This window comes from Streptomyces sp. NPDC059256 (genome assembly GCF_042753785.1).
Lineage (GTDB): Bacteria > Actinomycetota > Actinomycetes > Streptomycetales > Streptomycetaceae > Streptomyces.
This window is the reverse complement of the sequence record NZ_JBHYZO010000006.1, coordinates 280,765-295,375: the sequence shown is the minus strand read 5'-3', so window position 1 is coordinate 295,375 and position 14,611 is coordinate 280,765. Positions and strand designations below refer to the sequence as shown.

General features: G+C 68.0%; 14 protein-coding genes. 9 read left to right on the top strand and 5 right to left on the bottom strand.

Annotation, left to right across the window (positions count from 1 at the left end; all coding sequences use genetic code 11):
* The first annotated feature begins 7 nt into the window (after nt 1–7).
* The 5 genes from ACFXJL_RS17090 to ACFXJL_RS17070 are packed head-to-tail and all read left to right on the top strand — an operon-like array spanning nt 8 to nt 3,369.
* Entirely contained in the window at nt 8–1,108 is a 1,101-nt protein-coding gene (locus ACFXJL_RS17090; protein ID WP_384633203.1) for a class I SAM-dependent methyltransferase, read from the top strand.
* Nucleotides 1,105–1,452 carry a hypothetical protein gene (locus ACFXJL_RS17085; protein WP_358878973.1) on the top strand — a complete coding sequence of 116 codons (348 nt, stop codon included), beginning with the start codon at nt 1,105–1,107 and terminating at the stop codon, nt 1,450–1,452. Before ACFXJL_RS17090 ends, ACFXJL_RS17085 begins: the two co-directional genes overlap by 4 nt.
* Entirely contained in the window at nt 1,449–1,982 is a 534-nt protein-coding gene (locus ACFXJL_RS17080) for a VOC family protein (RefSeq protein ID WP_384693105.1), read from the top strand. Before ACFXJL_RS17085 ends, ACFXJL_RS17080 begins: the two co-directional genes overlap by 4 nt.
* Nucleotides 1,975–2,865: a class I SAM-dependent methyltransferase gene (locus ACFXJL_RS17075; protein WP_384693101.1), complete on the top strand. Its 891-nt coding sequence runs from the start codon at nt 1,975–1,977 to the stop codon at nt 2,863–2,865. The genes ACFXJL_RS17080 and ACFXJL_RS17075 overlap by 8 nt, the downstream gene beginning before the upstream one ends.
* Nucleotides 2,866–3,369 carry a MarR family transcriptional regulator gene (locus ACFXJL_RS17070; protein ID WP_358878976.1) on the top strand — a complete coding sequence of 168 codons (504 nt, stop codon included), beginning with the start codon at nt 2,866–2,868 and terminating at the stop codon, nt 3,367–3,369. It abuts the gene before it with no gap.
* Between the two features lie 78 nt (nt 3,370–3,447).
* Here the strand turns inward: ACFXJL_RS17070 and ACFXJL_RS17065 are convergent, their stop codons facing one another.
* Nucleotides 3,448–4,386 carry an NAD(P)/FAD-dependent oxidoreductase gene (locus ACFXJL_RS17065; RefSeq protein WP_384693098.1) on the bottom strand — a complete coding sequence of 313 codons (939 nt, stop codon included), beginning with the start codon at nt 4,384–4,386 and terminating at the stop codon, nt 3,448–3,450.
* 108 nt (nt 4,387–4,494) lie between these two features.
* On the opposite strand from ACFXJL_RS17065, the gene ACFXJL_RS17060 reads away from it, so the two are divergent.
* The gene (locus ACFXJL_RS17060) at nt 4,495–5,130 is read left to right on the top strand and encodes a helix-turn-helix domain-containing protein (RefSeq protein WP_384693095.1); all 636 of its coding nucleotides are present in this window, start codon (nt 4,495–4,497) and stop codon (nt 5,128–5,130) included.
* A gap of 183 nt (nt 5,131–5,313) precedes the next feature.
* On the opposite strand, the gene ACFXJL_RS17055 is transcribed toward ACFXJL_RS17060, so the two are convergent.
* Nucleotides 5,314–6,885 (bottom strand): cellulose binding domain-containing protein, encoded by a 1,572-nt coding sequence (locus ACFXJL_RS17055; RefSeq protein WP_384693092.1) that lies wholly within the window; start codon nt 6,883–6,885, stop codon nt 5,314–5,316.
* Between the two features lie 283 nt (nt 6,886–7,168).
* Between ACFXJL_RS17055 and ACFXJL_RS17050 the strand changes: the two genes are divergently transcribed.
* The 3 genes from ACFXJL_RS17050 to ACFXJL_RS17040 all read left to right on the top strand — a co-directional run bounded on the left by ACFXJL_RS17050 (nt 7,169) and on the right by ACFXJL_RS17040 (nt 8,920).
* Entirely contained in the window at nt 7,169–7,408 is a 240-nt protein-coding gene (locus ACFXJL_RS17050) for a hypothetical protein (RefSeq protein ID WP_384633186.1), read from the top strand.
* Between the two features lie 536 nt (nt 7,409–7,944).
* A complete protein-coding gene (locus tag ACFXJL_RS17045) occupies nt 7,945–8,160 on the top strand; it encodes a hypothetical protein (protein ID WP_384633178.1) in 216 nt (71 codons plus the stop codon).
* Nucleotides 8,153–8,920 (top strand): DUF2637 domain-containing protein, encoded by a 768-nt coding sequence (locus tag ACFXJL_RS17040; protein ID WP_358878982.1) that lies wholly within the window; start codon nt 8,153–8,155, stop codon nt 8,918–8,920. Before ACFXJL_RS17045 ends, ACFXJL_RS17040 begins: the two co-directional genes overlap by 8 nt.
* Nucleotides 8,921–9,355: 435 nt before the next feature.
* On the opposite strand, the gene ACFXJL_RS17035 is transcribed toward ACFXJL_RS17040, so the two are convergent.
* From ACFXJL_RS17035 to ACFXJL_RS17025, 3 genes are all read right to left on the bottom strand, one after another.
* On the bottom strand, nt 9,356–12,991 hold the full coding sequence (locus ACFXJL_RS17035; protein ID WP_384693089.1) for a hypothetical protein: 3,636 nt from the start codon (nt 12,989–12,991) through the stop codon (nt 9,356–9,358).
* A gap of 133 nt (nt 12,992–13,124) precedes the next feature.
* Complete coding sequence (locus ACFXJL_RS17030; RefSeq protein WP_384693086.1) at nt 13,125–13,631, bottom strand: DinB family protein; 507 nt, start codon at nt 13,629–13,631, stop codon at nt 13,125–13,127.
* A gap of 127 nt (nt 13,632–13,758) precedes the next feature.
* Nucleotides 13,759–14,385, bottom strand: coding sequence for a chloramphenicol phosphotransferase CPT family protein (locus tag ACFXJL_RS17025; protein WP_384693083.1), 627 nt, complete (start codon nt 14,383–14,385; stop codon nt 13,759–13,761).
* Nucleotides 14,386–14,611: the final 226 nt, after the last annotated feature.

Genomic DNA, 14,611 nt, shown 5'->3' with positions numbered 1-14,611 from the left:
ATCGATCATGCTGGGACTCAACGATCAACCCGTCACGGGCACGGACCGTGCCTATCTCGACTTCTATCTCGGACTGCGGATCGGCTGGGCCAAGCTCCACCACCCCCTCCTCGACGCGTTTGACGAGCGGGCCAAGGACTGGGCGGCGGAACACGGTCATGCCCCCGAGGAGACCACCGAGATAGGGGAGGTCATCGAGGAATCCGCCCTCTTCCGGTACTTCATGTACCTCCAGCGGCACACCCAACTGCTCATGAAGTACGGCCCCCGCGGCACCCACGCCTACATCGAGGGACACCGGGCCGAACTGGAGGAGCGGATAGCCGGCATCGAGGGCCTTGAACTCGATCCCGAGCTGGAGATGCCCGCCTACTACGCCGACACCGACTACCACCTGGAGAAGGGCGGCTACTGGCAGGACGATCTGGACGGTCCGGTCTATGACTTCGGCACCCGCATCCACTTCGCGGGCCTGGAGAACGTCGGTTCGATCCACCGGGCGAAGACGGAAGCCCTTCCCAAGGGCCCCTACCGTCGGATCATCGACCTCGGCTGCGGCACCGGCGACGGCACCTTCGGTCTGGCGGAGACCTTCCCCGATGCGGAGGTCATCGGCGTCGATCTGGCGGCGCCCTTCCTGAAGTGGGCGCACCTCAAGGCCGCGGACCGCAATCTGCCGATCACCTTCGTCCAGAAGGACGCCGCGGAGACCGGGTACGAGTCGGGCTCGTTCCAGCTCGCCACCTCGACGATGATCTTCCACGAGATGCCCGCGGAGAACGTGGCCGCGATCGTCCGGGAGAGCTTCCGGCTGCTGGCACCCGGTGGACAGTTCGCCATCTACACCGCCGGTGAACTGCCCACCACCTACGGCCTGTTCATGATGGACTGGCACGCTCACATCAACAATGAGCCCTTTATGTCCGACTTCTTTAGGGCGGACCTGGAGAAGCCCCTCATCGACGCGGGCTATGTCGACGTCGTCACGACCGTCGTGGACGCGTTCAAGCACGGAGACAAGAAGGCGTACGGCTCCGCCGCTCCCCCCGACCCGCGTCGGGCACGTGCGGGCGGCTGGCGTCTGGTCACGGGAAGGAAGCCGGCATGAAGCAGGAACCCAAGATCATCGACGGGCAGATGGTCTTCTTCGAAGACCCCGCCATCGACAAGCTCCTCGGCATGGTTCTGGCCCTTGCGGGCGAGACCTACGTACTGCGCGACCGGGTCCGCGTACTGGAGCAGCTCCTGACCGACGGCGGCACCCTGCCCGCGGGCGCGGCCGAGGACTATGTGATCCCCGCGGAGGCCGAGCCGGCCTGGCGCACCGACCGGGACGGCTTCTTCGACCGTCTCCTCGGCCCGCTGGCGGCTGACCTGATGGGCCCGGAGGCCACCCGCAAGGCCGACGCCGTCGTCAAGGCGACCGCGGCCGGCAAGGCGGCGGCCTCGTGAGCGCACCCGCCTGGCTGGAGCGCGAGCCGTCACAGACCGACGGGTCCATCCTCTGGCGCACCAGCATGATCACCATCCGTTCCACCGACCAGCCGCGGGCGGTGCGCTGGTACCGCAACGTCCTGGGCTTCAAGTTGGAGTTCGACATCCCCATCCGGGTGCCCAACCGGCCGTTCCGGATGGCCGTCCTGGTCGGCCCGGACAACCGGCGGATCGAGATCACCGGCCGCGGGGTGCCCAGCAAGGAACCCGTCGACGTGTGGGACACCCCCGTCTCGGTCACCTACCAGGTGGAGGACCTGGCCGCGACCAGGGCCCATCTGGAGGCCATGGGCGTCCCGTACTTCACCCCGGAGTTCAAGGGGCAGTACGGAATGCTCCTGACGATCCTCGACCCCGACAACAACATCATCAAGATCCAGGCCCCCAACGACCGGTGCGTCGAGGAGCAGAACCTCGAAGACCCGAACACCCCGCGGTACCTGGACGAGCCCAAGTACGTACCCGACCCGGAGGTGAGCCATGGCTGAGCAGACGACGACCCGTCCGCGCCCCCCACTGCCCGAAGGCTGGAAGCCGACCCTGCTGTCCCTGCGGCTCGCGAAGAAGCACCCGAAGCTCTCGCGCGCCATCATCAAGTGGGAGATGAACCGGGCGCCGAAGGCCACCGGTCCCGGTGATCTGTCGGATCTGCTGGCGCCCGGACAGGACCGCCCCGCCGACTTCCCCTCCTACTACGTCTCCAACCCGGTCCACCACATGAACGGGCTGCACTGGATGCACCCGTCCATGGGCTACCGGCTGGAGCGCATGGCCGAGGACTTCCCCCTCGGCAAGCGCGAACAGATCGAGTGGTGGGTGGAGAGCCAGGTCCTCGACCGCGGGGTGCGTCCCCAGCGCATCCTGGAGGTCGGCGCCGGCACGGGAGCGACCGCCTTCGTCTACGCCCAGGTCTTCCCCGACGCCGAAGTGATCGGAATCGACCTCTCCCCGGCGGTGTTGCGCTGGGCGCGCAAACGGGCGAAGGAGTTGCGCATCGACAACGTCAGCTTCTACCACATGGATTCAGGCGACCTCTCGCACTTCGACGACGGCAGCTTCGACGTGGTCCACGAGTCGCACCTGCTGCACGAGATGCCGACGTACCAGATCGAACGGACCGTCCATGAGATGGTGCGGGTCTGCAAACCGGGCGGGTTCCTCGGCTTCTTCGACTGGGCCATCCCCGAGAACGACCGGGACTGGCGACAGCGCGAGGGCATGGTCCGCAACAATGTCGAGCCCTTCATGCTCGACTACTCCCGGGCCAACCACCCGGCGATCCTGGCCGAGTTGGGCTGTGAGGAGATCGTGATGGTCGAGCGGCACAGCCAGTCCGCCAGCTGGCGAGCAGTCAAGGGTAACCTCGGTTAGGTGGCGGACAACGGTGAGGGCGCGTTCCTCGGGTCGGAGAACCACCTCAGCGGTCTTCTGACGCTGACCTCACGGCTCATACAGGACCGTCTATCTGTCGCGCTGCGGCCCCTGGGCGTCACCTATGCCCAGGCCGCGGCGCTGGTCCGACTGTGGCGTTCGCCCGACGGGCGCATGTTGCAGAACGACTTCGTCACCTCCCTCGCGCTCGCCCGACCGTCGGGGACCCTTCTCCTCGCCGATCTGGAACGGGCCGGATTGGTGGCCCGTTCGCCCGATCCCACCGACGGTCGCCGCCAGGTGATCACCCTGACCCCCCTGGGGCGGGAGCTGGAGACATCGGTCTTCGCGGTGATCTCGGGGCTCCAACGGGAGATAGAGGAGATCGCGGGCGGCGAGGACCTCGCCACCACCATGCGGGTGCTGACCAGGGTGTTGTCCTGGTTGGAGCCCGCGGTACTGGCGGCCCTGCCGGCCCGGGATCGCGACGTCTACACGCGCTGAACAAGGAGTCGCGGTCTTTCCCCCGGTCGTCGGTCGACCGGGGGAAACCGCCCCCACCCGCCCATGAACGGCCCCGTGTCACCCTCCGGGGCGGGCGCCGGCCGTCCGCAGGGACCCGACCGCCCGTGCCGTGTCCTCGGCGACGAGGTCCTGGTGGACGGCGATCGCGGCGGCAGAGCCCATTCCGGCCGCCGTCACCACCTGAGCCCTCCGATCAGCCACATTGCCCACCGCCCAGACGCCGTCGACACTGGTCCGCCCGGTCCCGTCGGTGATCACCAGGCCATCGCCGTCCACGGCGCACCCCAGAGCGGTGAGCAGCGTGTCCCGCGGCACCATCCGCGGTTGTACGAAGATGGCGTCCCGTGCCACCACTTGCCCATCGGCGAGCTCGACGCCCACCAACTGGTCACCCTCCAGGCCCAGTTGCTTGACGGCACCTTCGATGATGCGCACTCCCCGCGCGGTCAACCGCATCCGCTCGTCCTCGCCCGGGTCCAGCCCATGGGCGAACAGGACGACATCGTGCGACCACTCGGGCAGCAACAGCGCTTGATGCACGGCACCCGGGCCGGTGGCGATCACCCCGAGCGGCCGATCGCGCACCTCGTAGCCGTGGCAGTACGGGCAGTGCAGCACATCGCGACCCCAGCGCGCGGCGACGCCGGGCAGATCGGGCAGCTCATCGCGGAGCCCGGTCGCCACCAGGACGCGGCGTGCCGCCAGTGCGGCGCCGCCCTCCAGCCGTACCGAGAACCCGGTCTCGATGTGTTCCACCCGGGCGTCGATGAGATCCACTCCATAGCCGGCGATCTCGGCGCGCCCCACGTCCAACAGGGCCGCGGGCGACATCCCGTCCCTGGAGAGGAACCCCTGCATATGTGCGGCCGGCGCATTGCGTGGCTCGCCCGCATCGATCACCGCGACACTGCGTCGGGCCCGGCCCAGCACCAGTGCCGCATTGAGTCCGGCGGCCCCGCCACCGACCACCACCACGTCGTACGTCGATCCGTCCACCACCGTGCCTCCTTCAGGCCGTCCATCGCCACCACCTCTGCCGTCAGCATGCGGATCCCCATGCCGAGACGACAACGTTTGTTGCTGTTTTCGGGAAGAGGGTGTGCAATGGGACGCGTGGAGCACTCATCTGCCATCGCCAGGGCACTGACCGAGGTGGGCCCGCGGCTCAAGAAGTTGCGTACGGAGCGCGGGGTCACCCTGGCCGCGCTTTCGGAGGCCACGGGCATCTCCAAGAGCACCCTGTCCCGGCTGGAATCCGGCCAGCGGCGCCCGAGCCTGGAACTGCTGCTGCCCATCGCCCAGGCCCATCAGGTGCCCCTCGACGAGTTGGTCGGCGCACCCGAGGTCGGCGATCCGCGCGTGCGGATCACACCGCAGCGGATCAACGGCGCGGTCGTCTTGCCGCTGACCCGTCACCCCGGCCCGCTCCAGGCGTTCAAGATGGTCATTCCGACGTCCCGCAGCACACCGGAGCTCTTCACCCATGAGGGGTACGAGTGGCTGTATGTACTCTCCGGGCAGTTGCGTCTGGTCCTCGCCGAGCACGATCTGCTGCTGGGTGCGGGGGAGGCGGCCGAGTTCGACACGCGCGTCCCCCACTGGTTCGGGAGCACGGGCGAGCATCCGGTGGAGGTGCTGAGCCTGTTCGGGCGCCAGGGCGAGCGGGTCCATGTCCGTGCCCGCCCGGCCAGCGGCGGACGCAAGGCTCCGGAGTCCGCGACGGCGGGACAACAGGAGTAGGACGTACGGTCAGGCCCGCCGCGCTCCTGGCGTCCTAGCGGGCGGACGAGTCTTGCTGCCCCGCTCGTAGCACCAGCCTTCGACATGGGGCACCGCCCCCGCTCCTCCTCGGAACGGGGACGGCGCCTTCCATGCCCGCTGCCCCCTGTCCGCATGACGGAGGGAGCGACGGCCGTGGGCCCGTCAGCCGTTGTAGGCGCCGACGATCCGGGAGAACTCATACGGCGACTGCGGGACGTTGGTGCACAGGGACAGATTTCCGGTGCAGGCGTTGCGGTCGCGTGTGACATCCCAGAACGAGATCATGCCGAGCTTCTTGCTCCGTGCGAACGCCACCAACTGCCGGGCGTCGGCCTGGTCGTAGATCTGGTGGTCGTCGTTCTCGCCGATCATCGGTGTGACCCCGAGCATCCCCCAGAGCTGGGCTTCGGTGCGGCCCGGGTAGAGCGCCTTCAACTGGGTGACCGTGGCCTCCGCGGCCTGGACCGCCGCATCGCCGTAGTCGATGACCATGAAGTAGTCCATCGTCATCACATTGACCACGTCCAACGCGACACCCGCATCGCGGGCCGAGGTCACCACGGAGAGCCCCGTCTGTGTCAGCCCCGACGGAGTGACGGGCAGGGTGAGCGAGATACGCAGACCCGGGTGGGCCTGTTGCAGTCGGGCGAGGGCCGCCGAGCGGCGCGCGATGGAGATCGGATCGTTGACGGCCGCGCCTTCGATGTCGAAGTCGACATAGCGCAGGTCGTACTGTCTGACCACCGCGTCGTACTCGGTGAACAGGGCGTCCACCGATTCACAGTTCTGGGCGAGTTCCCTGCCGCCCGCACCGCCGAAGGTGACCTTGACTTCTCCGCCCGCGGCCCGCAAGGCGTTGATGTTTTCCTTGCCCCACCCGGCGCGCGGGTCGTAGTAGTTGAACCACATCGCCTTGCAGCTCGGTGAGGTGATGGCGCCCAAGCTGAAGTTCTTCAGTCCGCTCTCCGATGCCAGCGTGCTCAGACTCGGAGTGGGCCAGGCACCCATGTCGACGTAGGGCGCGGTGGGTTTGGTGCGGTTCGGGCTGAGGTCCCCGGTGGTGCCCGTGACCGGGTTGCTCGACGCGGACTGGTTGCCGGCCTGGTCCTTCGCGATGAGCTGGAAGGTGTACGGCGTAGCGGGCTGGAGGCCGGTCATACGGTAGGAGGTGACGCCGACCAGCGTCGCGTACCGCACTCCATTGACGAAGAGGTCGTAGTTCACCACCGGGCTTTGGTCGTCGACCGATGCCGTCCAGTTGAGGGTGAGTGCCCCGTCCTCGATCCCGGTGATGTGGACACCGGTGGGAACCGTCGGCGGTGTGATGTCCCCGCCCCCTTCGCAGGGCCCGCCCTTGTTGACCGTGCACTGCGCGGGCACACCGCTGCCTTGGGCCACCCATCCGAACGTGGTGGAGGCCCCGGGTGCGAGCGACCCGTTGTAGCCCACGTTGCGGAAGCTGTAGCGGTTGCCCTGGCGGGTGACTTGGGCGTCCCAGTGGGCGCCGACGGTGGTGCTCGCGGGCAGATCGAACTCAACGGTCCAAGCGCTCAGCGCCGTACGGCTGTGATTCTTGATCGTGTACGTGCCCTGGTAACCGTTCTCCCAGGAGGAGGTCTTTTGGAACTCTGCCGTCACCAGGACCAACGGGCTGGTGGCGGAGGCGGGTGGGGCGCATAACAGGGTGAGGACCCCGAGGACGGTGGCGATTATGGACGCCAATGGTCTTCGCATTGCTGCCTCCCAAACGGGGAACGAGCGCGAGCCGTACCGGTCGATGCGGGCTTTGGTCTATACCAAAGCCGCCCGCATTGACTATCGGTCGCGGGCTGCCGCGTCAAGACAAAGGACCGTCTGGCTGGGACCCCCGCTGGTCGCTCCCGTGATTGCCTCGGACAGTTGCCTGCGGCGCACTGCCCGCGGGGTCACCGCGGCCCGGAGCCGCCTGCCCCGCTGCGGTGGTCGACTGTGATCGCTCAGTGGCGTAACGCCCTCAACCGTTGCTCGTTCACCGACCATGAAGAAGATCATCACTCTGGCGGTTGTCGCACTGGCCGGTGCCTCACTGGCGACCCCTGCCCACGCGGACAACGACAGCAACTTCGGCGGCGGTGTCAACGCCGCCAACAACTGGAACTTCACGGCTGCGGCCGTCTGCCTTCAGGAGGTGGCGGTCGTCCCCGTGCTCGGGGACTACGTGGCTGATCACGCCAACAACTGCACCAATGGCAATGTGATCAACCACGCCCTCGGCTGACCGCCGCACCGATGCACTTCACGCGGCACTGATCCAACACTCTGCATGAACGGAGATGTCGCGTCGAGGGCCGAGTGCACGATGAGTGGCCTCCGTATCCAGCGCCGATACGGAGGTCGACTCTCTGGCGGCAGCGGACCACAACGGATGAAATGTCCCCGCTCGGAGCCTCCCTGAGGAGCGTCGAGGCGACGGAAGCGCCCCGGAGGGCAGGAGGCAAAGGCGCCCATGGTGGTGGGGCCAGCGGCTCTTGGTGGTTCGTGTGCCGTAGCGGATCCATCTGGCAAACGGACCGTAGGACGCGCCGGGCGGGCGAGTGACGCCGATATCAGATCGGCTTTTTTGTCTCATATCACGTAGAGATACAGGTCAAGCGGGCGCTGAAGAGATCACCCCGTTCCGGGCCGAGTCACCCAATCGACCCATTTCGGCGGGGTCGTCGGGATCGTTGGCTCGGCGTGACACCACTGAAATGCGATGCCCCACCCGTCCGTGAACTCGCCGCCCTCGCTCCCGTGCCGGGAAGGGTGGTGCCGATGCGCAGTCGTCAGGTCGGTCCGGACGTGAGCGATCCGAACATCGTCCGGTTGCAGCCCCCGCCCTTCTGCGCCGACATCCTGGCCGACTTCCTGGCCAGGTTGGAGAACATCAGGGAGGACTTCCGCACCCGCTTCGAGGGATGTCCCCCGACGCCGCACCCCGCGGCGCTCCGGGCGGATGAGGAAAAACGCGAGCCGGTGCGGCATGTATGACCCGCCGGACCCCTTTGACCACGGGTATCCCCAGGTGGGGCCCGATGACTGGTACCGGGACAGCGTGCGCAGGGTCGAGGACGAGCTGACGCAACCTCAGGAGATGTACCAGCCCTATCTCCTCGATCATGACATCGGGCAGTCGACGATGGATTGGGACGATGAGCTGACGCTGCTGTTGCGGGCCACTCCAGCGGCGCCGCCCCCGCCCGCTCCCGCAGTGCCCCGCCCGCGCTCGCACAGTCGGCGCAAGGTGCGTGAGCCGCGCAAGCCCATGGTCTGGCCGAGTGGAACACGGCTGCTCAGCGCGATCATCGCGATGATGACCGCCTTCTTGATGACCGCCGTCGGAATGCTCAGTGCGTTGGTCTCCTACGACCCCCTGCGCTATCTGGCACTGGTCGGGGTTCCGGACGAGTTGGCGCGGGGATGGCCGTTCCTTGTCTTCGGGCCCTGGTTGGTGGCCTGTCTGTCCATCCTTCGCGCCGCGATGCATCGACGGCAGGCCCTGCACGCCTGGCTGATCGTCGTGTGCTTCACCGGTGTGGCGATGGTGTTGTGCATCGCGCATGCCACGAAGACGGTGCCCGGTGTGTCGGTCGCGGCCATTCCACCGGTGGCGGCGTTGGCCTGCTTCCACCAGTTCATCCGGCAGGTCACCCTTACTCATCCCCGGCATGCCCGTGTCCGCTCCGACGCCGCGCACCGGGCCAGAACTGCCGTTGACGGGCTGCGGAAGGGTCGGCGCACCGACGCCTGACCGCTTGGAGCCGGCCGATGGGAGAGGGGTCATCGAGGTTCGACAGGGCGCAGTTGTGGGTGTGGGTGACCCGAGTGGTGGTGGGCCGCCGTGCGGAATCCTCCCGCGGCGGCCAACAGGCCGCTCCCGGCCGGTGATCCAGACTTGTCGATCATGATGTGTTGAACGAGGGAGGTCCCCTCAGGTCACACCCGTGATCAAACTCGGCCGAGTCCTGTGCGCCCGGTGTGGGGCTCGCCGGTGCGCGATGCGACCGTCCAGGTGTTGGATATCGCATGGCTTCGGTCGTTTTCTCCATGTTAGATGCGGGAGTATGGGCGCAGTTGTTGCGCCACGCCGCTTTTCGATGCCCCGACGTGGCGGGAACGGCATTCTGCTTCGGTCGGCGTCGCCGGCGGACGCGCCTGGTGGCGAACGTCCGCCGGCTCGGGCTGTTCAGTCGGGGCAGATGGACCGATGCGGAACTTCGGGGAGATAGGTCTTCCACTCGGCCTTGGGAAAGGACTGCCCCGGTCGGGAACACAGTGCCTCGGCCGTGTGGCTGGCGTCGAGTGACCAGGTGTGCGATGCCGTGTGCGGGGTGGTCACCCGTACCTGCCGGGTGTCGGGGGTGAAGGCGAGCGCCAGCACCGGCCCGTGGGACTGGGGGAGTGGCTTGCCCGGCGAGCGGGGTGAGGCGGTGTCCCACACCCGTACCCCTCCGCTGGCCTCGCCGACCGCGAGTTTGCGGCTGTCGGGGGAGAAGGCCAGCGCCGGAGGCGTCGCGTTGACCGTCTTGTCCAGTGGGTCTCCCGCACTCAGCACACTGATCCTTCGCCTCCCTTCGCCGTCCCACAGGGTGACCCGCCCGTCCACGTCGCCCACGGCCATCAGTTCACGGTCATTGCTGACCGCCACCGCTGTGAGGGGCCCCTCCCCATGGGCGATGAAGTGGTCGGCGGTCATCCCGTTGACGCCCTGGGTGATGCGCTGTCGCGCAGAGGTCACGAGGGAGTCGTACGAGCCCGTTGCGAGGATCACACCCGGGCGGTCCTCGACCAGATTCGACCACACCACCCCCTTCTCTCCGGGAGGTAGCGAGAGTGCGTCCAGGAACTGAAGGTGCCCATAGGTACGGGACACCACGACCTTGCCCAGTGAGTCGATGAGGGCCAGTGCCGTGACACCGGGGGGAACCGGGGGCGTCCGGGTGCGTTTGACGTCCTTCAGGTTCCACACCACGATCCGGCCCGACGCCGGGAGGTATGCGAATGTCTCGGAGTGACGGTCGAATGCCAGGAAGCGGGCGCAGTCCAAGTCGCAGGCCGCCGGGGCGGGCTCAAGCTCCCCCAGCCGTCCGGTCCCGTCGCCGTTGCGGAGTTCGTACCGTCCGGCGCTGACGGTGGCCAGCGCCGTGCCGTCCGGGCTGTACTTCGCTGCCGTGAGCGGTGTTTCCTGCTGCACGTCACGCGTGGGCGTGCTCACATGGATCGTGCGCACGGTGAAGGCGTGCTTCTGGCCCATCGCATAGCGCAACACACCTCGGAACATGTCCAGGCGCAGCGCGAAGATGTTCCTGCCGTGTACGGGGAAGCGGAGCATGGGCTGGGTGGGGGAGGCCACGCGCCAGACCAGGATCTCCCTGTCGCCCAGCGTGGCCAGGTGCGCCCCGTTCGTACTGAACGCCAGTTCGGACTGGCGTGTAGTCCCGAAGCGGGTCAACTCCCGTCCCGACGAGAGTTCCCAGCGACGGACGCCCGTGGAGGTGGCGACCGCCAGCGTCCCTCCGTCCGGGGTGAACCGGAATGAGTTCCGAGCACAGCTGCCGAGTCGGTCGAGCCAGGGCGTGGCGAGCCGGCGCCGCTCCTGGACGTTCCAGATCTGGAGCGGCCCGCTGTCGGCGCAGAAGGCCAGCAGTCGATCGTCGGATGTGACTTCGACCTGGTGGATCGAGTCCCATCTGCCGCCCGTATCGAGCACCTTCGCCCCGGACCGGATGTTCCACAGGCCCACCGAACGACCCTGTTCATGCAGGGCGAGGAGTTGGCCGCGCGTCGTGAACCAGGATTGGGAGAATCCGTGGCGAGAGCTCATGACGGGGCCCGTCGGTGCGCTCGACGAGAGGTCCCACAGTTGGACTCCGCGTGACACCCGGACGATGGCGCTCCGTAGGTCGGGGGCGATCTCCATCAGCCGTGTCCCCCTGTGGTTCAGGATCCTCAGTTGGGGAAGTCGAGTGCCGGTCGATACATCCCAGCGGTCGAGGTGGTTCGCACCGACGCTCATCACGGTCTGACCGTCCGCGCTGAGGCGGTGTTGACCGTTGATGAACCCGGGCGCGGAGGTCCATGGTGGGGTGAACGACGCGATGTCGGACTGGGCTGCCGCTGCGAAGAGCGCACGTCGCGTCTCCGGGAGGTCTGCCAGTCGCCATGCGGCCAGACTGAGGCGAATGGCGGTGGCCGGATCGGTCTCCCGCATGGTGTCGGCCATCTGCGCCACTCGGCGGGCCTCCGCGTCGACGGCGCGTCGCTGGCTCACCTCACTCTGCCACCAGGCCATCCCCCCGGCGACGGTGGCCAGACAGACCAGCAGGGAGAGGCACACGATGAGGCACCGCAGTCGACGGGTGGCCCGGGCATCCGCCCGCCGGGCCTTGTCATGAGCCTGCGTGGAGGCCAGCAGGAAGGCACGCTCCTCGGGGGTGAGTGCGTCCGATTGCGAGAATGCCTCCCGGGCCAACTCCAGTTGTGCTCCCCAGTACAGTGCCCCCTCGTCCCGTCCCAGCTCCTCCCAGACGCCGGCCGTCTCCGTCAGTCTCCGGTGCATGCGGAGTGTTTCGCGGTCGTTCTCGATCCACCTCCGCAATCGGGGCCAGCCGGTGATCAGGGCTTCGTGGGCCAGATTGACGGCCTGGTCGTCGATGGTGAGCAGCCGGGCCCGCACCAGTCGTTCCAGCACGAGGGCCGACTCCGGTGACAGCTCCAACTCGGCCCGCTGGGCGGGACGACGGGTGTCCGCGCTCGCCTCGCCCGGGGCGATCAACCGCAGCAGGAGTACGCGTGCGGCGTGCGCCTCCGGTTCGGTGAAGTCGGCGAAGACTCCTTCGGCGGTGTGGGCGATCGCTCCGTGGAGGCCGCCGATCGACTCGTACGCTGCCTCGGTGAGCGTCCGGCCGCGCCGGCGCCGCCAGATTTCCAACAGGGCGTGCGACACCAGCGGCAACCCGCCTGGCTCGGCGCCCGCGTCGGCGACGATACGGGCGGTCAGCGCCCGCTCCACCGTGAGTTGCTCCGCGGTGGCCGGCCCCACCACGGCCTCGCGCAACTGCTCGGCCGTCATCGGCCCCACCAACAGCACGGCTTCCTTCAAGGCGGCGGCGAGTGCCGGGTGTTCCGCGCACCGGCCGTAGAAGTCGGCGCGGACGGCGATGACGATCCTGGCCGGGGAGTCGAGCAGCGCTTGGATGAAGGCGTTGCGTTCCACCGGGTTGCGGCAGACGGTGAAGAGTTCTTCGAACTGGTCCACGAGGACCAGCGCGCCTTCGCTGAGCAGCCCGTCGCGGATGTGCGGGGGGCTCGGGGTGAGGATGCGGATCACCTCCGGGCCGTCCGTTGACGCCCGGACTGCGGGGATCAGCCCGGCCCGCAGCAGCGATGACTTCCCGCTGCCGGACGCCCCCACCAGCGCGACGAAGGGGCGCCGACCGATGAGCTCCAGCAGTTCGGTCACGAGTGCGTCCCGGCCGAAGAAGTGGTCGCTGTCCTCGGGCTCGTAGCGGGCCAGCCCGGGGTACGGGGCTTCGGCACTGTCGTCGCGCGTGTTGCCGGCCTCGTCGGCGGCCATGTGCCAACGCTTCTCCCACAGCTCCGGGTCCCCGCCGCAGGCCACTACATAGGCGAGCGTTACCGGGAGGGAGGGCAGGCGCTCACCTGCCGCCGCGACCGAGAGCGTGGGCGCGGAGTACGGACAACTCCTCGCCATCGCCCGGTAGGTCGGACCCCCCGCCGTACGGCGTAATTCCCTCAGTTCGAATGCGAAGCGCTGTACCGGCCCCGCCTCCGGCTCCAACGGTTTCTCCCGACGTCCCATGATCAGGCTCCCTCCCCCATGACTGCGAGCGTAGGGGAACCGATGGGTGCGAGGGATCGGAGGGGCACGCTCCACCACCGGCCCGGTGAGCGGGCCGATGGTGGGTCCCCGTCGATCAGCCGGTGGGTTGGGCTCAGGCGCCGGTGACCCCGTCGATCCGTTCCCGTAGGAGATCGGCATGACAGTTGTGACGTGCGTACTCCTCGATGAGGTGGATCAGGATCCAACGCAACGAGAACTCCTGCCCCTCGGTACGGGCACATGCGTCGAGGGGGATGTCCCTGACCAACTCCTGGCCGCGTGCGATCTGGGTGCGCCAGTCGGTCAGGACCTGCTCCCACCCCCGGTCGGGTCGGAGTGCGAAGCCGTCGCCCTCCCATGTTCCGTACACCGGAGCGATGTCCGTACCGGCGAACACCCTCTGGAACCAGTTGCGTTCGACTTCCGCCATGTGCTGCACCAGGCCCAGGAGGGTCATGCTGGACGGTGCTGCGGACGGGGTGCGCAGTTGCTGGTCGTCGAGGTCCGCGCACTTCAGTACGAGGGTCTCGCGGTGGAATTCCAACCAGGCTTCCAGCATGGCGCGTTCATCGGCCTGAGGGGGTGGTACGGGGCGTCCGTCCGGCAGTGTCGTCTCCATGCGGTCCTTCCTGCCCGTCCCTACCGACGCCACACCGGGTGCGACCCGGGGCTCACGGCGGCCTCGCCCGACGCAGATCCGCATGGGTGATGAACGGCCTTGCCGGCAGATGCGGGAAGGGCCTTGCTCAGGAGGGGTCCGGGCTGAGCGCGGCCAGGCGTTCGAAGGCGGTGGGGGTCGGCCGCTCCGGTAGGAAGTCCTTGATCCGTCGTGCGCACTCGGCCGGTGTGGTGCTGCCGGTGTCGACTTCCAGGTCGTACAGGCCGTGTGCATGGACCCGGGTGAACTGGTGGGCGGCCAGCCCCGCCGGGCGGTCGCCCCGGGCCTGTTCCCTGCGTTCCAACTCAGGCAGGGGACAGTGCACACCGACGAGGACGACATCCTGCGGGCGAAAGAGCCCAACACAGTCCCACAGGCGCCACGGCTCGCTGAGTACATGGTCGACGATGACGGTGTTGCCGGCCGCCGCCATACCGGCCACCGCACGGTGGTACCCCATCCAGGTGCGCTTGAGGACGGCCGGTAGTCGATCGGGTGCGATTGCGGGGCTCGACCGCATGGCGTGGAAGGCGTCCACCGGTAGATGGAAGCAGGGATCGTCGAGTTGCGCGGCCAACTCGCGGGCGATGCTCGACTTGCCGGAACTCGACGTGCCGTTGAGGAAGATGACAAGACCGCCGACGGTCTCCGAACCCCCCGACACCTGCGGCCGGTCGGCCGGCCTGTCCGCAGCAACGGCTGGCGTGGTCGTCATTGTCGCTCGCTCACGGGTGTGCGGGGATGCATCGTCGGGCCTCACCCGGACCAACCTACCGTCGGTGCACATCCTCCCCGTCGCCCAACGCCCACCGCCCAACGCCCACCGCTCGTCGCCAGGCACCACAGCACGCCCGGCAGGGTCCGAAAGCAGGGCCCGGCTTCGACGCCACGCATCCCTGTGACTACCGGGTCCACCTCGGGCCGTCGGATCGGGAACCCGC

Coding starts and splice junctions, on each gene's coding strand:
- ACFXJL_RS17085 (WP_358878973.1), top strand. CDS start 1,105: ATGAAGCAGGAACCCAAGATCATCGACGGGCAGATGGTCTTCTTCGAA.
- ACFXJL_RS17045 (WP_384633178.1), top strand. CDS start 7,945: ATGCGCAGTCGTCAGGTCGGTCCGGACGTGAGCGATCCGAACATCGTC.
- ACFXJL_RS17030 (WP_384693086.1), bottom strand. CDS start 13,631: ATGGAGACGACACTGCCGGACGGACGCCCCGTACCACCCCCTCAGGCC.
- ACFXJL_RS17025 (WP_384693083.1), bottom strand. CDS start 14,385: ATGACGACCACGCCAGCCGTTGCTGCGGACAGGCCGGCCGACCGGCCG.
- ACFXJL_RS17075 (WP_384693101.1), top strand. CDS start 1,975: ATGGCTGAGCAGACGACGACCCGTCCGCGCCCCCCACTGCCCGAAGGC.
- ACFXJL_RS17060 (WP_384693095.1), top strand. CDS start 4,495: ATGGGACGCGTGGAGCACTCATCTGCCATCGCCAGGGCACTGACCGAG.
- ACFXJL_RS17090 (WP_384633203.1), top strand. CDS start 8: ATGCTGGGACTCAACGATCAACCCGTCACGGGCACGGACCGTGCCTAT.
- ACFXJL_RS17040 (WP_358878982.1), top strand. CDS start 8,153: ATGTATGACCCGCCGGACCCCTTTGACCACGGGTATCCCCAGGTGGGG.
- ACFXJL_RS17035 (WP_384693089.1), bottom strand. CDS start 12,991: ATGGGACGTCGGGAGAAACCGTTGGAGCCGGAGGCGGGGCCGGTACAG.
- ACFXJL_RS17055 (WP_384693092.1), bottom strand. CDS start 6,885: ATGCGAAGACCATTGGCGTCCATAATCGCCACCGTCCTCGGGGTCCTC.
- ACFXJL_RS17050 (WP_384633186.1), top strand. CDS start 7,169: ATGAAGAAGATCATCACTCTGGCGGTTGTCGCACTGGCCGGTGCCTCA.